This window comes from Bradyrhizobium sp. LA6.1, from assembly GCF_040547805.1.
GTDB classification, from domain to species: domain Bacteria; phylum Pseudomonadota; class Alphaproteobacteria; order Rhizobiales; family Xanthobacteraceae; genus Bradyrhizobium; species Bradyrhizobium barranii.
The window spans coordinates 594,112-610,247 of record NZ_JBEPQK010000001.1 but is presented as its reverse complement, the minus strand read 5'-3'; the positions used below and the strand labels follow the sequence as shown (position 1 = coordinate 610,247).

Genomic DNA, 16,136 nt, shown 5'->3' with positions numbered 1-16,136 from the left:
CATAGGTGGCTTTACACCACGGCCGGACGATGCGGCAATTGACAATTGTCAATTCGGCGCGACCGCACACAGTCCCGAAACTGTGAAAATCCAACGGCTTAACGGATCTCGAAGTCCGCGCTTTGAGCCGCGTCCTCGCCGTGCCCGTTGAAGGCCCTCAGGAAGTATGTTCCCGGCTCGATTGCTTCAGGCAATTTGATGCGCAACGCCCCGACGGGAACGGGCGATGCAACCCTGGTGACGGTCTCAGGCAGTTGGCGGCCGCTTGCCTTCTCGATCAGCACCACCTTCGCGCCAACCATCAGCCTTTGGTATTTGGCGACAATGACGCGGTTTTCAATTTCGATGGAGCTGATAAGGGGTTTCATGCGCCCACAGATAGAAATTCCAAAATCTTGCACGGCGACCGTAGGGCCCGCCACCGGCACCGTCAACCACAAATTGTGATCACAAAAAAATGCGCTTGATCAGCTTGCCCGCGACGATTTGCGCTCGCCCGTGGCCGCGTTCTCCGCGGCGCGGCTCATCAGCGACGCGTAATCATCGCCGAACAGCACCTGGCAGAAGCGGATCGCGGCCTGCACCTGCTGCTGCCGATAGGTGCGGACCTTGTGATCGGCCGCGCGCAGCGACTGCACCAACTGCTCGGTCGATCGTTCGACATATTGCTGGAGATCGGAATAGGTGCGCAGCGTCACCTCGTTGATCGCAAGCTCGCTCGCATAGTTGCGGCAGGTCGCGACGAAATCGATCAGCGCCGCGGTTTCCTCGACCTCGGTGCTGTCGATCCGCGCGCCCGGCGGAATGTCCTTCTCGGCGCGTTGGCGCAGGATGCGGCGAACCCGGCCGGGAACGCTGTCGATCTCCGATTGCAGCGCATTGGAGATGTCGGCCCGGATCGAGGTCAGCTGCTTGCCCCAGACGGAATCATTGCGCAGATCGAGCTCCGTGCGAAGACCGCGCACGCCGTCATGCAGCGCCTTGAGATTGTCGGCAACGTTCTCGAAATGGCCGCGCTTGATGTCCATGCGCAGGATCGCGGCAACGCAGGACAAATCATGCAAAGCGATCGTGACGGCCACGCCGTAGGGCGTCGCCGCGACGCGGATCTCGTCGTCGGACGCGGCAATCCTGATGGCGAGGCGGATGATCTGCCACGGCGCGGTCATCCGCTGCACGACCATCGACAGCGCGAAGGGCAGCATCTGCGGCGTCTGGAGCGCGGGGATGTTGAGCGTGGAAGTCACTGACGCGATTTGGGCTTCGCCAAAGGTACGCAGGAAGCGCGGCAGCTTCTCGTTCAGCGTAGCGATGGCCTCCCGGACCTGAAGCACCGCTCCGATCGAATAGAGGTCCTCGATCACGTTGGGCGGGCCAACGCGGGCGAGCGCGCGCGACTTGTCGCCGCCGCCGGGACCCGTCAGCCCGAAGATGGCATCCGCGGCCACGGCCTGGAGCTTCGCGGCGAGGGCTTCGACCTGCCCTGCACTGTCTGAAGCCGGCATGCGCGCCAGCGCCGCCTCGAATTCGTTGACCTTGTCGGGGGCGCCATCGCGACCGAGCCATTGCCAGATCGGATGCAGCGAGGAGCGACGGATCTGGCCGACCCTGACAGGGGCGCCCGTCTCGACCAGGAACGGTTCCAGCACCTGGAACAACAGCCGCGACAGATCGTCCGTGCGCGGCGGCGCAGCCTCGTCGACTTCGGTCTTGCGGACGATCTTGCGCAGCTGCTCGAGCACGAGGGTCGCCACCGCCGTGTCCTGGCCGCGCTCGAGCGCGCGCTCGAACTCCCGCATCAGCAGCGCCTGCGACTGCGGCGGGAGCTGCGCGAGATATTCCCTCAGCCGCTCGATCGATGTCTGGCTCATGCGCCCGGGTGATGCACGATAAAATGGCAGACGTGGGATGCGTCCTGCGCGATCATAGATGGGGCCCACTTAAGAAGCCGTTTAGGAAGTCGCTCCGAAATAGCTCCGGTTTGGTCCGGATCGGTACCGGACCAGCCAAATAGTCGTGCCGGAACAAAGGATTATATTCCGGGGAGGACCAGCTCCGCCCGCAGGCCACCGGTCGGGGCGCCCGCGAGCGAGAGGCTGCCGCCATAAAGCGCGGCGAGGTCGGTCACGATGGACAGGCCGAGCCCCGAGCCGGGCTTGGACTCGTCGAGCCGCTGGCCGCGCCGGGAGACCTGGGCGCGCTCGGCCTCCGACAGGCCGCGGCCATCGTCGTCGACGATGATCCGCAGGCGCGGGCCGGCGCCCGTCTGGTGCGGCGCTTCCACCAGAACCTCGATGAAGACCTGCGAGGCCGCCCATTTGCAGGCATTGTCGACGAGATTGCCGACCATCTCCTCCAGATCTTGCCGCTCGCCGCGAAACTTTGCGGACGGATCGGCCTTGGCCTCGACCAGTATCCCGCGATCGCGATGGATCTTCTCCATGGTCCGCCGCAGCGCCTCGATGACGGGTGCGACCTCCGTCACGGTCGCGACCACCGAGACGCGTGCCGCGATGCGCGCGCGCTCCAGATGATGGGCGAGCTGGTCGCGCATCACGTCCGCCTGCTCCATCACCTTGGCTGCGAACGGCTCGGTGGCGTGCGTGCCGGCCTCATTCACGATCACCGAGAGCGGCGTCTTGATCGCATGGGCGAGATTGCCGACATGGGTGCGCGCGCGCTCGACGATCTCGCGATTGGCATCGATCAGCGCGTTGGTCTCGCGCGCCAACGGCGCGATCTCGACCGGGAATTCACCTTCGAGCCGCTCCGCCCGCCCCGAGCGGATGTCGGCGATAGATTCCGAGATGCGCTTGAGCGGCGCAAGACCGAACCTCACCTGGAACACCGTGGTCAGCAGCAGCACGATGCCGAGCGCGGTGAAGGTGCCGCCGAGGTAGTAGTCGAAGCTCCGCGTCTCGTCGAAAATCTCGGTGTCGTCGCCGGCGACGCTGACCAGATATTTGCCGTCCGCGCCGAGGTCGACCGGCCGCTCCACCATGCGCAGGTTCTGTCCCTCGGGCCCGTCGACATAGGCGAGGCGAATGCCGGCGGCAGTGAGCTCGGTGCCCTGCTCCTCCAGCTTCGGCAGCTTCTTGTCCCAGAGCGAGCGCGAGGAGCGCACCTCCGGCTTTTCGGTATCGGTCCGCGTGATCTGCCAGTACCAGCCCGACAGCGGCAGCTCGAACAGGGGCTCGCCGAGCGACTGGAACTGACGGTCCGGCGGCTCGTCGGGGGTCGCGACCTCGGCGATGAGGGTGCGCAGATAGAGATTGAGCCGGCGGTCGAAGGCGCGCTCGGTGGCGCTCTTGTAGACCGACGACAGCACCACCCCGGTGATGGCCAGGATCACCACGAGCCACGCCGTCGCCGACAGGAACAGGCGGTTGGCAAGCGAGCTAGCGGCCATCGGAAGGATCCCGGCAGGCGCGGGGTGGCGGGGCGTCGGACGTCATGACCGGACCAAGGCCCCTGTTCGGCCGGCCGTCAAGTCCTGACGCCTCAAGCGCCGGGAGCAGGCGGCGGGGTCAGGAGATAGCCGAGGCCGCGGACGGTCTGGATGATGTCGACGTCGAGCTTCTTGCGGATGCGGCCGACGAAGACCTCGATGGTGTTGGAGTCGCGGTCGAAGTCCTGGTCGTAGAGGTGTTCGACCAGCTCGGTGCGGGACACGACGCGCCCCGAATGGTGCATCAGGTAGGCCAGAAGCCGATATTCGTGCGAGGTCATCTTGACGGGATTGCCGGAGACGCTGACCCGCCCGGTCCTGGTGTCGAGCGTGACGGGGCCGCAACTCAATTCGCTCTGGGCATGGCCGGTGGAGCGGCGCAGCAGCGCGCGGATGCGCGCCAGCACCTCCTCGAGATGGAACGGCTTCGGCACGTAATCGTCGGCGCCGGCATCGAACCCCTGGACCTTGTCGCTCCAGCGGTCGCGCGCGGTGAGGATCAGGACCGGCATGGTGCGGCCGTTGCGGCGCCAGGCTTCCAGCACCGAGATGCCGTCCTTCTTCGGCAGGCCGATGTCGAGCACAACGGCATCGTAGGGCTCATTATCGCCGAGATAATGCCCCTCCTCGCCGTCGAAGGCACGGTCGACGACGTAGCCGGCGTCGGTCAGCGCCTTGGTGAGCTGCCGATTGAGATCGGGGTCGTCCTCAACAACAAGCAGGCGCACGCTTCTCTCCAGAAATAGACTGCACAATCGATCGCCAGAGATGAGCAATTCCGGCGTGAACTGAATATGAACACGGGGAACCGGCCGCGTTACTTTTTGGTCATATAGAGCTTCTCAAGCGCCGACGCGACGGCGCCCGCCAGGCAGCCACCGGACGAGCCGGCGGGCGTGGCGGGCGCAATGTGCCGCGTTACGCGGCGAGTCGGAAGGTCAGAACCGTCCCGTCGATCGGCCGTCAGGTCCGGAAGAACACGAACCAGATGACGGCAAGGATCAGGATCGCGAGCCCGGTCGAGATGGTAAGCAGCGCCGCCACTGACGGCCCCGGTTCGCCCTGACGCGCCTCGGTGGCGGTTTCGACGATCTGATCGTGCTCTCGCGTGGTTGCCATAACGCCCTCAATCTCTGGATGTCGGCTGCGGTGGTCGCAACCCCCTCGCGGCCTGATGTCTTGAGCCAACGCGTGATTGGATATGATGTTCCGGTTTTTGCCGCTGCATCGGGCTGCAACCGCGCGCCGGGCGGCCGGTTAACGCAGTTGCAAGATTCCGCAATTCGCCTTGCTATGATTCGCTGTTCCCCGATGGTATCCTCGTCCTCTGTCCCCGTTGCGTTTGGAGTAGCCCATGGCCCCCCGCGCCAATTGGAAGGGTTTTCTGCGTCTGTCGCTCGTGACCTGCCCGGTCGCGCTGTATCCGGCCACTTCGGATACCGAGAAGGTCTCGTTCAACCAGATCAACCGCAAGACCGGCCACCGGATCAAGTATCTCAAGGTCGACGCCGAGACCGGCGACGAGGTGACCTCCGAGGACATCGTCAAGGGCTACAAGGTCGACACCGACACCTATATCGAGGTCACCAAGGACGAGCTCGACGACATCGCGCTGGACTCCACGCACACGATCGAGATCGACGAGTTCGTGCCGAAGACCGATATCGACAGCCGCTATTTGATCCGTCCCTATTATCTCGTGCCTGACGGCAAGGTCGGCCACGACGCCTTCGCGGTGATCCGCGAGACCATCCGCAGCATGGACAAGGTCGCGATCGGCCGCGTCGTGCTGACCAACCGCGAGCACATCATCGCGCTGGAGCCGCTCGAGAGCGGCCTGATGGGCACGCTGCTGCGCTATCCCTACGAGGTCCGCAGCGAGAAGGAATATTTCGACGACATCCAGGACGTGAAGCTGACCAGGGACATGCTCGACCTTGCCAAGCACATCGTCGAAAAGAAATCCGGCGCGTTCGAGCCCGAGCTGTTCGAGGACCACTACGAGACGGCGCTGATCGACCTCATCAACAAGAAGCGCAGCGGCGCACCGATCGCGGCGAAGGCCGCGCCGAAGACCGGCGGCAACGTCATCAACCTGATGGACGCGCTGAAGAAGAGCATCGCCAGCGAGAAGGACATGGCGCCCGCGGCCAAGGCCGCCAAGGAGCCCGTCAGGGAGACCGTCAAGGGCAAGAAGCCGAAGAAGCGCGTCGAGGGCCAGCGCGAGATGCTGCTGCCGATCACCGGCAAGGGTGGCAAGACTGCAGCAGCCAAGGAAGCGCCGCCCAAGAAGGCCGACAAGCCGGTGCGCGCGCCGGCGCGGGCGAAGAAGGCCGGTTAGACGCAATCCGCGTCTGCAATCGCGCCGTGATGTCTCCCCTCGCCGATCGGCCGGCCTGACATGCCCTGGTCGACGGCGTTCGACGATCCCGTTCGCGTAAGCCACAAGCGCAAGCTGCTGGCGCTGCAAGACGCGGCGGACTACATCATGCAGCTGCCTGAGGACGCACAGCACGAGGTGCACTGGCAGACCGCCATCGAGACCTTGATCAACGCAGCCGAGACAGGCGGCGGCTGGGTGATGTTCGCCCGCATCGCGATGTTGCGGGCGCTGAATGCGGACGGCCGCAGCCGATGAGCGCCTTGGTTGTCATTCCTGGCAGGCATCCGTGCCGACCGTGACGAACAGACTCAACAAACCGTTAATCGGCGCCCTCGTGTCCAGCACGACAGGGTATTCCTACGGGCGACAAAATTAACCGTTGGTTCCCCTTATGCGCAGCATGGTTCCGGCTCCGATCGAGCCAAGGTTCGCGTGCCCCCGTGCAGCAGGACGTCAGAAAGAACTACATCAGCATCGTGAACGACGCGCCTGATCACGAGCAGGCGGCGAGCACGACGCCGCGGCCGCAGCCGGGCACGATGAAGGACTTCGTCGGCCGTCTCGCGACCGTGCTGAAGCGCCGCCTCCCCGCCGCACCGGGCCCGACCATCACGCCCTGACAGGCGCACCGGCGTCCGCGTGTCCTTGCGGGGGGCGGTCGATTTGAATCCATTTGGATGGATCGATGGAACCTTAATTTAATGGATGCCATCGTATGTGACGGAGGCGCGGCCGCCCGGGCTTCATTCTTCCGTCGCGCAGAAAAATCTATTCGAACTATTTACCAGTCCGAAAACGACGCTGCCACACATTGGATCGGATGAAGAGGAGTTGGCAATGACTTTGCTTAGGTCTTTCCTTGCCGATGAGACTGGCGCAACCGCCATCGAATACGGCCTGATTGCCGCCGGCATTGCGCTGGCGATCGTGACCGTCGTGAACAACACGGGCAGCCAGCTCCTCAACAACAAGTTCAACTCGATCAGTTCGTCGCTGAAGTAAAAGCCGCCTCGTAACGGCCGCCCTGGCCTGAGGCGACGTCCCTGCGCGCGCCGACCCCGGCGCGGCCGTCGGCGCATGCTCCCTCCCCGATCTCGTCATTGCGAGCGCAGCGAAGCAATCCAGAGTCCTCCCGCGGAGGAATTCTGGATTACCTCGCTGCGATCGCAATAGCGGTGCGTGGCCCGTAGCGCACTCAAAATCGTGTCCCGGACGCTACGCAACGTCCTTCAAGCAACCACATCCTCGCGCTCCCGCGCTTTGACGGCCTTTTGAGTCCTGATAGTCTTCGGCCCGGCGTGGTTCGACGGGCCATGCTCAATCATTGGACCAGAGCGATTTGAAGGATGCGGATGAGAAGCGTGACGGTCTTGGCTCTCAGCCTCATGTTTGTCGGCGCATGGTCGTACGACAGCGCGAGAGGACAGACTTCGGTCGCGCCGCCGGTTTCGCTTGCTCCGCCCAATGCATCGCCGCCGCGCGCGAGCGCCAAAACTTCCAGAATTCCGCCGGCGACATCCGGCAGGGAGGCTTCGCCCCCTGTGATCGGCGGGCCTCCGCCGATGCCTAATCCGGCCGCCGACTACGATGGCTTCAGCGTAGGCACCGTCGACGACAATGACGCCTCAAGCCAGGTGACGCCGCCTGTGAGGTCACGCGCAGCAAAGGGCTCCAAGTCCAATCCGGATACGACCGGCCAGTCGTCGGTCGATCAGGAAGATGAGGCGTTGAAACGAAAGCTGACGATCTGCAAAAACTGCAAGTAGGACGTTTGTAGCCCGGATTGCGCTTCCGCCCTCGCTCTTCGAGCTACGGCGGACAAGTCGCTCCGTCCGGGCTACGGCAGCTCGCTGCATGGCTGACCTACCGCGACCGTCGCCCGCCCGTGCTTTACCCTCCTGCAAATTCCTGATCCTCTCTCCCCAATCGGTCGGAGCAACCGGCCAAGCCTGAGGAGAGAGACGCCATGAAGCTCGGCACCGCCATTGCGGAAATCATGAAGCGCGAGGGGATCGAGATCCTCTGCGGCTATCCGGTCAACCATCTGATCGAGCACGCGGCCAAGGCCGAGATCCGGCCGGTGATGGTGCGGCAGGAGCGCGTCGGGGTGCACATGGCGGATGCGATCTCGCGGGTGACGTCGGGGCGTTCGATCGGCGCGTTCTGCATGCAGCACGGGCCGGGCGCCGAGAACGCGATGGGCGGCGTTGCGCAATGCTATGGCGAATCCGTGCCCGTGCTGGTGCTGCCGATGGGCTATCAGCGCAGGCTTGCGCATATCGAGCCGAACTTCAATTCCAGCGAGGCGATGAAGCCGTTTTCGAAATCGTCCGAGCCGATCATCCTGGCTGCGGAGGTCACCAACATCTTCCGCCGCGCATTTACGAAACTGAAGAATGGACGCGGCGGTCCCGTCATCGTCGAGATCCCTGCCGACATGTGGAACGAGGAGGTGCCGGAGCCGCTGAACTACACGCCGGTGCTGCGCACGCGCTACGGCGCCGATCCTGTTCATGTGAAGGAGGCGGCAGCCCTGCTCGTCAACGCGAAGCGCCCCGTGATCTATGCCGGCCAGGGCGTGCACTACGCGCAGGCCTGGCCGCAATTGAAGCGGCTCGCCGAGCGGCTCGCCATTCCCGTCACCACCAGTTTAGGGGGCAAATCATCGTTCCCGGAAACGCATCCGCTGTCGCTCGGCTCGGGCGGCCTCGCGGTGCCGCGCGCTGTTCCAAAATTCCTCGCTGAGGCCGACGTCATCTTCGGCATCGGCTGTTCCTTCACCGAGACCAGCTTTGGCATCGCGATGCCGAAGGGCAAGACCGTCATCCACTCCACGCTCGATCCGAACCATCTCAACAAGGATGTGGAAGCCAAGGTTGGCCTCGTCGGCGATGCCGGCCTCGTGCTCGATGCGCTGCTGGAGGAGATCGGCAAGACCGTCACGAAGGATCGCGACGCATCAGCGGTCGCGGCCGAGATCGCCGCTTCGCACAAGGAGTGGCTGGCGAAATGGATGCCAAAACTCACCAGCAATGACGCGCCGCTCAGCCCCTATCGCGTGCTCTGGGACCTCCAGCACACCGTCGACATCAAGAACACCATCATCACCCATGATGCCGGCAGTCCGCGCGACCAGCTCTCGCCGTTCTGGAAGGCGGTCGAGCCCCTCACCTATCTCGGCTGGGGCAAGACGACGCAGCTCGGCTACGGCCTTGGGCTCGCGATGGGCGCAAAACTCGCAAAGCCCGACAAGCTCTGCATCAATGTCTGGGGCGACGCCGCCATCGGTTTCACCGGCATGGATTTCGAGACCGCGGTGCGCGAGCGCATCCCGATCATGTCGATCCTGCTCAACAATTTCTCGATGGCGATCGAGTTGAAGGTGATGCCGATCTCGACCGAGAAATATCGCTCGACCGACATTTCCGGCGACTATGCCGCGATGGCGCGCGCCTTTGGCGGTCATGGCGAGCGGGTGACGAGGCCGGAGGACATCATCCCCGCGATCAAGCGCGGCATCCAGAAGACGAAGGAAGGCGTGCCGGTGCTGCTGGAGTTCATCACCAGCAAGGAGACCGAGGTGTCGCGGCCAGGGACTTGAGGCGGCCACAAGGCTGTGGGCGCTGGCTCCGGCCGCAGGAGATGTGATAATCGGGCTTGGTACCGCGTACGTCGCGGCGCTTAGCCGGATTATCAATGACCGCGCCTCCCCAGGACAAGGCCGCCGAGCTCGAACGGCAATTGCGATCCCAAGCGGCCGAGAATGCCCGCCTGCAAGCCGAGCTTGCCATTGCGCGCGACCGCCAGAACGCCAGCATGGAGATCCTGCGCACCATCGCTAACTCCTCGGGCGATGCGGAGGGCTCGCTGCAACAGATCGCGGAAGCGACCATGCATCTGTTCGGCGCGCCGAGCGCCACCATTCACATTGCCGAAGGCGACGGGTGGTCCAGGGTGATCCGGGTCGGCGACAGCTCCATGCGCGTCGGCGCCGGCGTGCCGCTCGCCCAGCTCAAGATCGGCGGCCGCAACATGCCCGGCACCATCGTGGCCGAGAACCGGCAGGTTCATGTTCCCGATCTCGACAATGTCGATCCGGCCATCGCCGACTGGCCCGGCATGCCTCACGCTCGCGCCGCCGGCACGCGTTCGATGTCCGGCTCGCCGCTGCGGCTTGAAGGCAAGGCGATCGGCGCGTTGATCGTCTACCGCGACCGCCTCGCGCCCTTCACCGATGACGAGATGGCGCTGCAACAGAGCTTTGCCGACCAGGCCGCGATCGCGATCGAGAACGCGCGCCTGTTCAACGAGACGCGGGAATCACTGGAACGGCAGACCGCGACCGCCGACATTCTGAAAGTGCTGGCGAGTTCGCCCTCCGACGTGCAGCCGGTGTTCGACGCCGTCGCCGCCAACGCCAACCGGCTGATCGGCGGCTTCTCCACCGCGGTGCTGCGCTATGTCGACGGCGCCGCGCACCTCGTGGCCCTCACGCCGGGCGATCCGGCCGGCGACCGCGTGCTCCAGGCCTCGTTCCCGGTGCCGTTCGCGCAGTTCCCGGCGTACCAGCTCACGGCCCATGGAGAATCGGCGCAGCTGCCGGATACCGAGCTCGAGCCGGCGGCACGCGACATCGCGCGCGCCCGCGGCTTTCGCAGCATGCTGTTCACGCCGCTGATGAGCGAGGGCGAGGCCAAAGGCGTCATCATCGCCACGCGGCGGACCACCGGCGCATTCGCCGAGCATCATGTGCGGCTGCTGCAGACCTTCGCCGACCAGGCGGTGATCGCGGTCAAGAATGTCAGCCTGTTCAACGCGACCCGGGAAGCACTGGAACGGCAGACCGCGACCGCCGACATCCTCAAGGTGATCGCGGCCTCGCCGGCCGACGTCACGCCGGTGTTCCAGGCCATCTCCGACAGTGCCAAGGCGCTGGTCGGCGGACATTCCTCCACCGTCACCCGCGTCATCAACGGCATGCTGCATCTGGCCGCCTTCACCACTGACAACGAGGCCGGCAACGCGGAGCTGCGTAGCTCGTTCCCGGCGCCGCTTGCGGCATCGGGCATTCACAGCCGGGTGGCGACGAGTGGTGAATACGCCTTCCGCAGCGACATGCAGAACGAGCCCGACCTCACGGAGGCGATGCGGGAGCTGGCGCGGACGCGCGGCTATCGCAGCATCCTCGTGATTCCGATGCTGCGCGACGGGATTGCAATCGGAACCATCGGCGTGACGCGCCCCGAGGCCGGGCCTTTCCCGGACAAGGCGATCAGCCTGCTCAAGACCTTTGCCGACCAGGCCGTGATCGCGGTCGAGAACACCCGCCTGTTCAACGAGGTGCAGGATCGCACGCGGGAGCTCGCCAGATCGCTCGACGATTTGCGCGCGGCGCAAGACCGTCTGGTCCAGACCGAAAAGCTGGCCTCGCTCGGCCAGCTCACCGCCGGCATCGCGCACGAGATCAAGAACCCGCTCAACTTCGTCAACAATTTCGCCTCGCTCTCGGCCGAGCTGACCGACGAGCTGAACGAGGTCCTTGCACCCGTCCCGCTCGCCGACGATCTGCGCGCGGAGGTCGACGAGCTGACGGGGCTGCTGAGGGACAATCTTGGAAAGGTCGTGCAGCACGGAAGGCGCGCCGATTCCATCGTCAAGAACATGCTGCTGCATTCGCGCGAGGGCGGCGGCGAGCATCGGCTGAGCGACATCAACGCGCTGGTCGAGGAGAGCCTCAACCTCGCCTATCACGGCGCGCGTGCCGAGAAGCCGCTCTTCGACGTGACGATGAAGAGCGAGCTCGACCCGGCGGCGGGTTCGGCCGAGGTGTTTCCGCAGGAGATATCCCGGGTGCTCTTGAACCTGATCTCGAACGGCTTCTATGCGGTGACCCGGCGCCAGATGGGCAGCGGCGCCGGTTACGTGCCGGTGGTGATCGCCGCGACCCGCGACCGCGGCGACAGCGTCGAGATCCGCATCCGCGACAACGGCACCGGCATTCCGGAAGACGTGAAGGCGAAGATGTTCAATCCGTTCTTCACGACCAAGCCGGCCGGCGAAGGTACCGGTCTCGGGCTGTCGATGAGCCACGACATCATCGTGAAGCAGCACGGCGGCACGATCGACGTCACGACGGAGCCCGGCGCGTTCACCGAGTTCACGATCCTGTTGCCGCGAAAGAGCAGCTTTTCGGACCCGACCAGAGGATAGCGTCGCTCGCGAGGTGGTTTCATGAATCCAGCGCAGCTCATTCGGCGACAATTGCTGTCGCTGTCCGGCGTCGGCCTCATGCTGGGCGCGCTGTTCTTCGCGGCCGCGCTGACGCCGACGCTGATCCCGCGCAGCTATCTCACGCAAGGCGCCCTCGCCGGCGGTTGCTTTGCGATCGGCTATTTCGCCGGAATCCTGTGGCGCCGGCTGTGGCACTATCTCGAACTGCCCGAGCCTTCGGCGCGCGCAAGATCAGTTGCGAATGCGCTTGTCGCAGTCGGCTGCCTGCTCGTCGTCATCCTCGCCCTCGCGCGCACCGCCGAATGGCAGAACTCGATCCGCACCGTGATGAAGATGGCGCCGCTGGAGACCGCGCATCCGCTCAAGGTCTGCGCCATCGCCCTGATCACGTTCGTCGTGCTGTTGGCGCTGGGGCGGCTGTTCGCGCTTGTCACCCGCTTTCTCGCCGCGCGCATACGACGCCTCGTTCCGCGGAAGGTCGCGAACGTGGTCGGCCTGCTCGTTGCAGCCCTGCTGTTCTGGTCGATCGCCAGCAATGTCCTGATCCGCACGGCGTTCAACGCACTCGACTCCTCCTTCCGCGAACTCGATGTTCTGTTCGAGCCCGAGCGGCCGCAGCCGACAGATCCCGGTCGGACGGGAAGCCCGGCATCATTGGTGAAGTGGACCGAGCTCGGGCGCATGGGGCGCCGGTTCATTGCCTCAGGCCCGACCGCAGCCGAGATCAGCGCCGTTGCGGGAGGGACCGCGCAGAATCCCGTGCGCGTCTATGTGGGGCTCGGCAGCCGCGACACCGCGCAAGCGCGCGCCAGGCTCGCGCTCGAGGAGCTCAAGCGCCAGCACGGCTTCGACCGCAAAATCCTGATCGTCATCACGCCGACCGGCACGGGCTGGATCGATCCGGCCGCGATGGATACGGTCGAATATCTCCACCATGGCGACGTCGCGAGCGTCGCGATGCAGTATTCCTATCTCAACAGCCCGCTGTCGCTGCTGTTTCAGCCCGAATACGGCGCGGAAGCGTCGCGCGCGCTGTTCGCGGAAATCTACGGCTACTGGACGACGCTGCCGAAGGACAAGCGGCCGAAGCTGTATCTGCACGGTCTGAGCCTCGGCGCCATGAACTCGGAGAAATCCGCGGAGCTGTTCGAGACGATCGGGGATCCCATCGCCGGCGCGCTGTGGAGCGGGGCGCCATTCGAGAGCCGCATCTGGCGCTCGGTCACCGCGAACCGCAATCCGGGATCGCCGGCCTGGCTGCCGGAATTCCGCGACGGCCGCCTCGTCCGCTTCATGAACCAGAATGGACCGACGGTGCCGCCGGATACGCCCTGGGGGCCGATGCGCGTCGTCTATCTGCAATATGCCAGCGACGCGATCACCTTCTTCGCCTACCGCGACGCCTATCGGGCGCCGGACTGGATGAATGCGCCGCGCGGGCCGGACGTGTCGCCGCAGCTGCGATGGTATCCTGTCGTGACGATGCTGCAGCTCGCCCTCGACATGGCGGTCGCGACCGCGACGCCGATGGGCTTTGGCCACGTCTACGCGCCCGAGCATTACGTCGATGCCTGGGTCGCGGTGACAGATGTCAATGATTGGTCCGCCGAAGCACTCGCGCGGCTCAAGGAACAGCTTGCGGCGAAGGCGCGAAAGACGAGCGCAGGTGATGCCGACGACGATCCCGATCGCGGCGGCTAACCCCTACTCCGCCATCTCCACCTGCTGGGTGACGGAGGGGCCGGCGAGCGGCCGCTCCTCCATCATGATCAGGCAGAGCGAGGCGGTGGTCATTAGCGCGGTGGCGGCACCGAAGACGTAGCGGAACGCGTGCCTCATATCCTCGGCGGGAATCGCGGGGATGTTGCCCACGGCATGATGCTCACCGGCCAGCGGAACGTCGGCGCCGAGCGCGATCAGCAGGATCGCCGCGAACGCCGCGACCGTGAACGAGGACATCAGCGAGCGGAAGAAGTTCATCGCGCCGGTGATGGTGCCGACTTGCGGGCGCGCGACCGAATTCTGCAGCGAGACCACGCAGACCGGGAAGGTCGTGCCGAGGCCGAGCGCAAACGCGGCCATCAGCATCAGCAAGCCCCACAGCGGCAAGGTGGTGACCGTGAGGGCGAGGCCGCACAGCGCGGCCCAGGACGTGCCGATGATGGCAACGCGCTTGTAGTGTTTTGCGCGCGCCATGGTGCGGCCGGCAATCGCCGCGCCGCAGGTCGAGACCGCCGCGAGCGGAATCAATGCGAGCCCCGCCTCGCTGGCGCTGAGATGGTAGACCGACTCGTAATAGAGCGGCAGCTGCACGGTGAGGCCCGTGATCGCACCGAGCCCGCAGCCACCGGCTGTCATGGCGAAAGGCGCCACCGAACCCGTCAATAGCTTCAACGGCAGGAACGGCTCGTCGGCCCGCCGTGCGTGCCACACGAAGGTGACCGCGAGCGCGACGGCGCCGCCCACCATCGCAAGCACGGTCGGCGAGAGCCAGGGATAGCGCGTGCCGCCCCAGGTCAGCACCAGCATGAAGACGACCGCAGAGGCCATCAGCAGCACGCCGCCGAGCCAGTCGACCTTGCGCTTGCGGTGGAACACCGGGATCTTCTTCATCTTCGGCAGCAGCATCGCGATGGCGGCGGCCGCGAGCGGCAGATTGATCCAGAAGATCATCGACCAGTGCAGATGCTCGGCGAACACGCCGCCGATGACCGGGCCCAAAATGCCGCCGACCATCCAGACGCTGGAGAAATAGGCCTGGTACTGGCCGCGCTCGCGCGGGGAGACGATGTCGGAGATCACGGTCTGCACGACCGGCATGATGCCGCCGCCGCCGAGGCCCTGAAGACCGCGCGCCAGAATCAGCATCGGCATGCTCGGCGCGATCGCGCACAGCACGGAGCCGGCGACGAACAGGCTGAGCGAAATGATGATCATCACGCGGCGGCCGTAGATATCGCTCAGCGTCCCGAACACCGGTGCGACCGCGGTCGAGGCGAGCAGATAGGCGGTGATGACCCAGGAGAGATTGGAGACGTCGTGAAACTGGCGCCCGATGGTCGGCAGCGCGGTCGCGACGATGGTCTGGTCGAGCGCAGCCAGGAACATCGTCAGCATCAGGCTGATCACGATGGTCCGGACCTCGTCCTGCGACAACGGCGCCGGCGGCGCGAGCGAGGGCGCGTCGTCGACGCTCAAGACCTCGCTGGGAAGGCGGGACAGCTCTTCGGCAATGTCGTCAGGCAACGCCTGAATGTCGGCAGAACTGCTCTGCCGGTCGAACTTGTTCATCTCGATCGGAAGCCGTGAGGCGGCGCAACACCGCGAAGGATTCGTTCTATGCAGGCAATGTAGAGAGGAAAGTTCTTCTCAGGCAGGCACCGCGGCGCATGGGTGCATCCCGCCGCGGGGTCATCGCGATGACGTGATCCGACGTCGCAGGCGGGTCAGTCCTTCGGACGTCGCTTCAGGCGTGCCCGTTTCGGCAGCTGCGCCGGCCATTGCACGATGTGGTCCTCGAGCTCCTCGTCCGGGATCTCCTCCTCGCTGCCCTCGACCCGGCCGCGGACGGAGACGCCGGCTTCATGAACGGTGTTGGGATCGCCCGAGACCAGCGGATGCCACCAATAGAGGTCGCGCCCCTCGGCGACCAGCTTGTAGCCGCAGCTTGGCGGCAGCCAGTTCAGGGTGCGGACATTGGCCGGGGTCAGGCGGACGCAGTCGGGAACCTTGGCGGACCGATTCGGATAGTCCTTGCAGCCGCAGGTCCCGGCATCGAGCAGCTTGCAGCCGACATGGGTGAAGTAGATGTCGCCGGTATCCTCGTCCTCGAGCTTGTTCAGGCAGCAGCGGCCGCAGCCATCGCACAGGCTCTCCCATTCGGCCGTCGACAGCTCTTCCAACGTCTTGGTTTTCCAGAAGAATCCTTCCTGGCCTGAAGGTCGTTTGGGAGCTGCGGTCATGCGCCTCAACAAGGGTTCGAAAGAGCTACGGCTCGTTCATCTACGGCGTGCGGCCGGGACACTGCAAGCAACGCCCAATTGAGGCCCGTAATGAACCGGGGTCAATTAGGCC

The 16,136-nt window shown here is 65.0% G+C and carries 14 protein-coding genes and 1 pseudogene; 8 read left to right on the top strand and 7 right to left on the bottom strand.

Annotated elements, in window-relative coordinates:
* Nucleotides 1-98 precede the first annotated feature (98 nt).
* The 5 genes from ABIB99_RS02735 to ABIB99_RS02715 all read right to left on the bottom strand — a co-directional run bounded on the left by ABIB99_RS02735 (nt 99) and on the right by ABIB99_RS02715 (nt 4,567).
* Complete coding sequence (locus ABIB99_RS02735; RefSeq protein WP_028149902.1) at nt 99-368, bottom strand: hypothetical protein; 270 nt, start codon at nt 366-368, stop codon at nt 99-101.
* 99 nt (nt 369-467) lie between these two features.
* On the bottom strand, nt 468-1,871 hold the full coding sequence (locus tag ABIB99_RS02730; protein WP_354174804.1) for a hypothetical protein: 1,404 nt from the start codon (nt 1,869-1,871) through the stop codon (nt 468-470).
* Between the two features lie 161 nt (nt 1,872-2,032).
* Nucleotides 2,033-3,409 carry an ATP-binding protein gene (locus ABIB99_RS02725; protein WP_063984549.1) on the bottom strand — a complete coding sequence of 459 codons (1,377 nt, stop codon included), beginning with the start codon at nt 3,407-3,409 and terminating at the stop codon, nt 2,033-2,035.
* Nucleotides 3,410-3,501: 92 nt separating this feature from the next.
* A complete protein-coding gene (locus ABIB99_RS02720; protein WP_014496705.1) occupies nt 3,502-4,176 on the bottom strand; it encodes a response regulator transcription factor in 675 nt (224 codons plus the stop codon).
* A 235-nt stretch (nt 4,177-4,411) separates the two neighbouring features.
* Nucleotides 4,412-4,567 carry a hypothetical protein gene (locus tag ABIB99_RS02715; protein ID WP_223153641.1) on the bottom strand — a complete coding sequence of 52 codons (156 nt, stop codon included), beginning with the start codon at nt 4,565-4,567 and terminating at the stop codon, nt 4,412-4,414.
* Between the two features lie 235 nt (nt 4,568-4,802).
* On the opposite strand from ABIB99_RS02715, the gene ku reads away from it, so the two are divergent.
* The 8 genes and pseudogenes from ku to ABIB99_RS02675 all read left to right on the top strand — a co-directional run bounded on the left by ku (nt 4,803) and on the right by ABIB99_RS02675 (nt 13,763).
* Nucleotides 4,803-5,789: a non-homologous end joining protein Ku gene (gene ku, locus ABIB99_RS02710; protein ID WP_085402737.1), complete on the top strand. Its 987-nt coding sequence runs from the start codon at nt 4,803-4,805 to the stop codon at nt 5,787-5,789.
* Nucleotides 5,790-5,849: 60 nt separating this feature from the next.
* Nucleotides 5,850-6,086, top strand: a complete 237-nt coding sequence (locus ABIB99_RS02705) for a hypothetical protein (RefSeq protein WP_354174803.1) — start codon at nt 5,850-5,852, stop codon at nt 6,084-6,086.
* Between the two features lie 185 nt (nt 6,087-6,271).
* Nucleotides 6,272-6,451: a hypothetical protein gene (locus tag ABIB99_RS02700; RefSeq protein WP_354174802.1), complete on the top strand. Its 180-nt coding sequence runs from the start codon at nt 6,272-6,274 to the stop codon at nt 6,449-6,451.
* A gap of 217 nt (nt 6,452-6,668) precedes the next feature.
* The gene (locus ABIB99_RS02695) at nt 6,669-6,833 is read left to right on the top strand and encodes a Flp family type IVb pilin (protein ID WP_014496710.1); all 165 of its coding nucleotides are present in this window, start codon (nt 6,669-6,671) and stop codon (nt 6,831-6,833) included.
* A gap of 350 nt (nt 6,834-7,183) precedes the next feature.
* Nucleotides 7,184-7,597: a hypothetical protein gene (locus ABIB99_RS02690; RefSeq protein WP_354174801.1), complete on the top strand. Its 414-nt coding sequence runs from the start codon at nt 7,184-7,186 to the stop codon at nt 7,595-7,597.
* A gap of 191 nt (nt 7,598-7,788) precedes the next feature.
* Nucleotides 7,789-9,432: pseudogene (locus tag ABIB99_RS02685) on the top strand (thiamine pyrophosphate-requiring protein); the annotation flags it as partial.
* A gap of 95 nt (nt 9,433-9,527) precedes the next feature.
* On the top strand, nt 9,528-12,041 hold the full coding sequence (locus ABIB99_RS02680) for a GAF domain-containing protein (protein WP_354174800.1): 2,514 nt from the start codon (nt 9,528-9,530) through the stop codon (nt 12,039-12,041).
* A 21-nt stretch (nt 12,042-12,062) separates the two neighbouring features.
* A complete protein-coding gene (locus ABIB99_RS02675) occupies nt 12,063-13,763 on the top strand; it encodes an alpha/beta hydrolase (RefSeq protein ID WP_354174799.1) in 1,701 nt (566 codons plus the stop codon).
* Nucleotides 13,764-13,766: 3 nt separating this feature from the next.
* On the opposite strand, the gene ABIB99_RS02670 is transcribed toward ABIB99_RS02675, so the two are convergent.
* Complete coding sequence (locus ABIB99_RS02670) at nt 13,767-15,353, bottom strand: MDR family MFS transporter (protein ID WP_354174798.1); 1,587 nt, start codon at nt 15,351-15,353, stop codon at nt 13,767-13,769.
* Between the two features lie 155 nt (nt 15,354-15,508).
* On the bottom strand, nt 15,509-16,024 hold the full coding sequence (locus tag ABIB99_RS02665) for a YcgN family cysteine cluster protein (protein WP_014496718.1): 516 nt from the start codon (nt 16,022-16,024) through the stop codon (nt 15,509-15,511).
* Nucleotides 16,025-16,136 lie beyond the last annotated feature (112 nt).

What these genes read in the sequence shown, in the direction of transcription:
- ABIB99_RS02735 (WP_028149902.1), bottom strand. Translation starts at nt 368, where the DNA reads ATGAAACCCCTTATCAGCTCCATCGAAATTGAAAACCGCGTCATTGTC.
- ABIB99_RS02730 (WP_354174804.1), bottom strand. Translation starts at nt 1,871, where the DNA reads ATGAGCCAGACATCGATCGAGCGGCTGAGGGAATATCTCGCGCAGCTC.
- ABIB99_RS02725 (WP_063984549.1), bottom strand. Translation starts at nt 3,409, where the DNA reads ATGGCCGCTAGCTCGCTTGCCAACCGCCTGTTCCTGTCGGCGACGGCG.
- ABIB99_RS02715 (WP_223153641.1), bottom strand. Translation starts at nt 4,567, where the DNA reads ATGGCAACCACGCGAGAGCACGATCAGATCGTCGAAACCGCCACCGAG.
- ku (WP_085402737.1), top strand. Translation starts at nt 4,803, where the DNA reads ATGGCCCCCCGCGCCAATTGGAAGGGTTTTCTGCGTCTGTCGCTCGTG.
- ABIB99_RS02705 (WP_354174803.1), top strand. Translation starts at nt 5,850, where the DNA reads ATGCCCTGGTCGACGGCGTTCGACGATCCCGTTCGCGTAAGCCACAAG.
- ABIB99_RS02695 (WP_014496710.1), top strand. Translation starts at nt 6,669, where the DNA reads ATGACTTTGCTTAGGTCTTTCCTTGCCGATGAGACTGGCGCAACCGCC.
- ABIB99_RS02690 (WP_354174801.1), top strand. Translation starts at nt 7,184, where the DNA reads ATGAGAAGCGTGACGGTCTTGGCTCTCAGCCTCATGTTTGTCGGCGCA.
- ABIB99_RS02680 (WP_354174800.1), top strand. Translation starts at nt 9,528, where the DNA reads ATGACCGCGCCTCCCCAGGACAAGGCCGCCGAGCTCGAACGGCAATTG.
- ABIB99_RS02675 (WP_354174799.1), top strand. Translation starts at nt 12,063, where the DNA reads ATGAATCCAGCGCAGCTCATTCGGCGACAATTGCTGTCGCTGTCCGGC.
- ABIB99_RS02670 (WP_354174798.1), bottom strand. Translation starts at nt 15,353, where the DNA reads ATGAACAAGTTCGACCGGCAGAGCAGTTCTGCCGACATTCAGGCGTTG.
- ABIB99_RS02665 (WP_014496718.1), bottom strand. Translation starts at nt 16,024, where the DNA reads ATGACCGCAGCTCCCAAACGACCTTCAGGCCAGGAAGGATTCTTCTGG.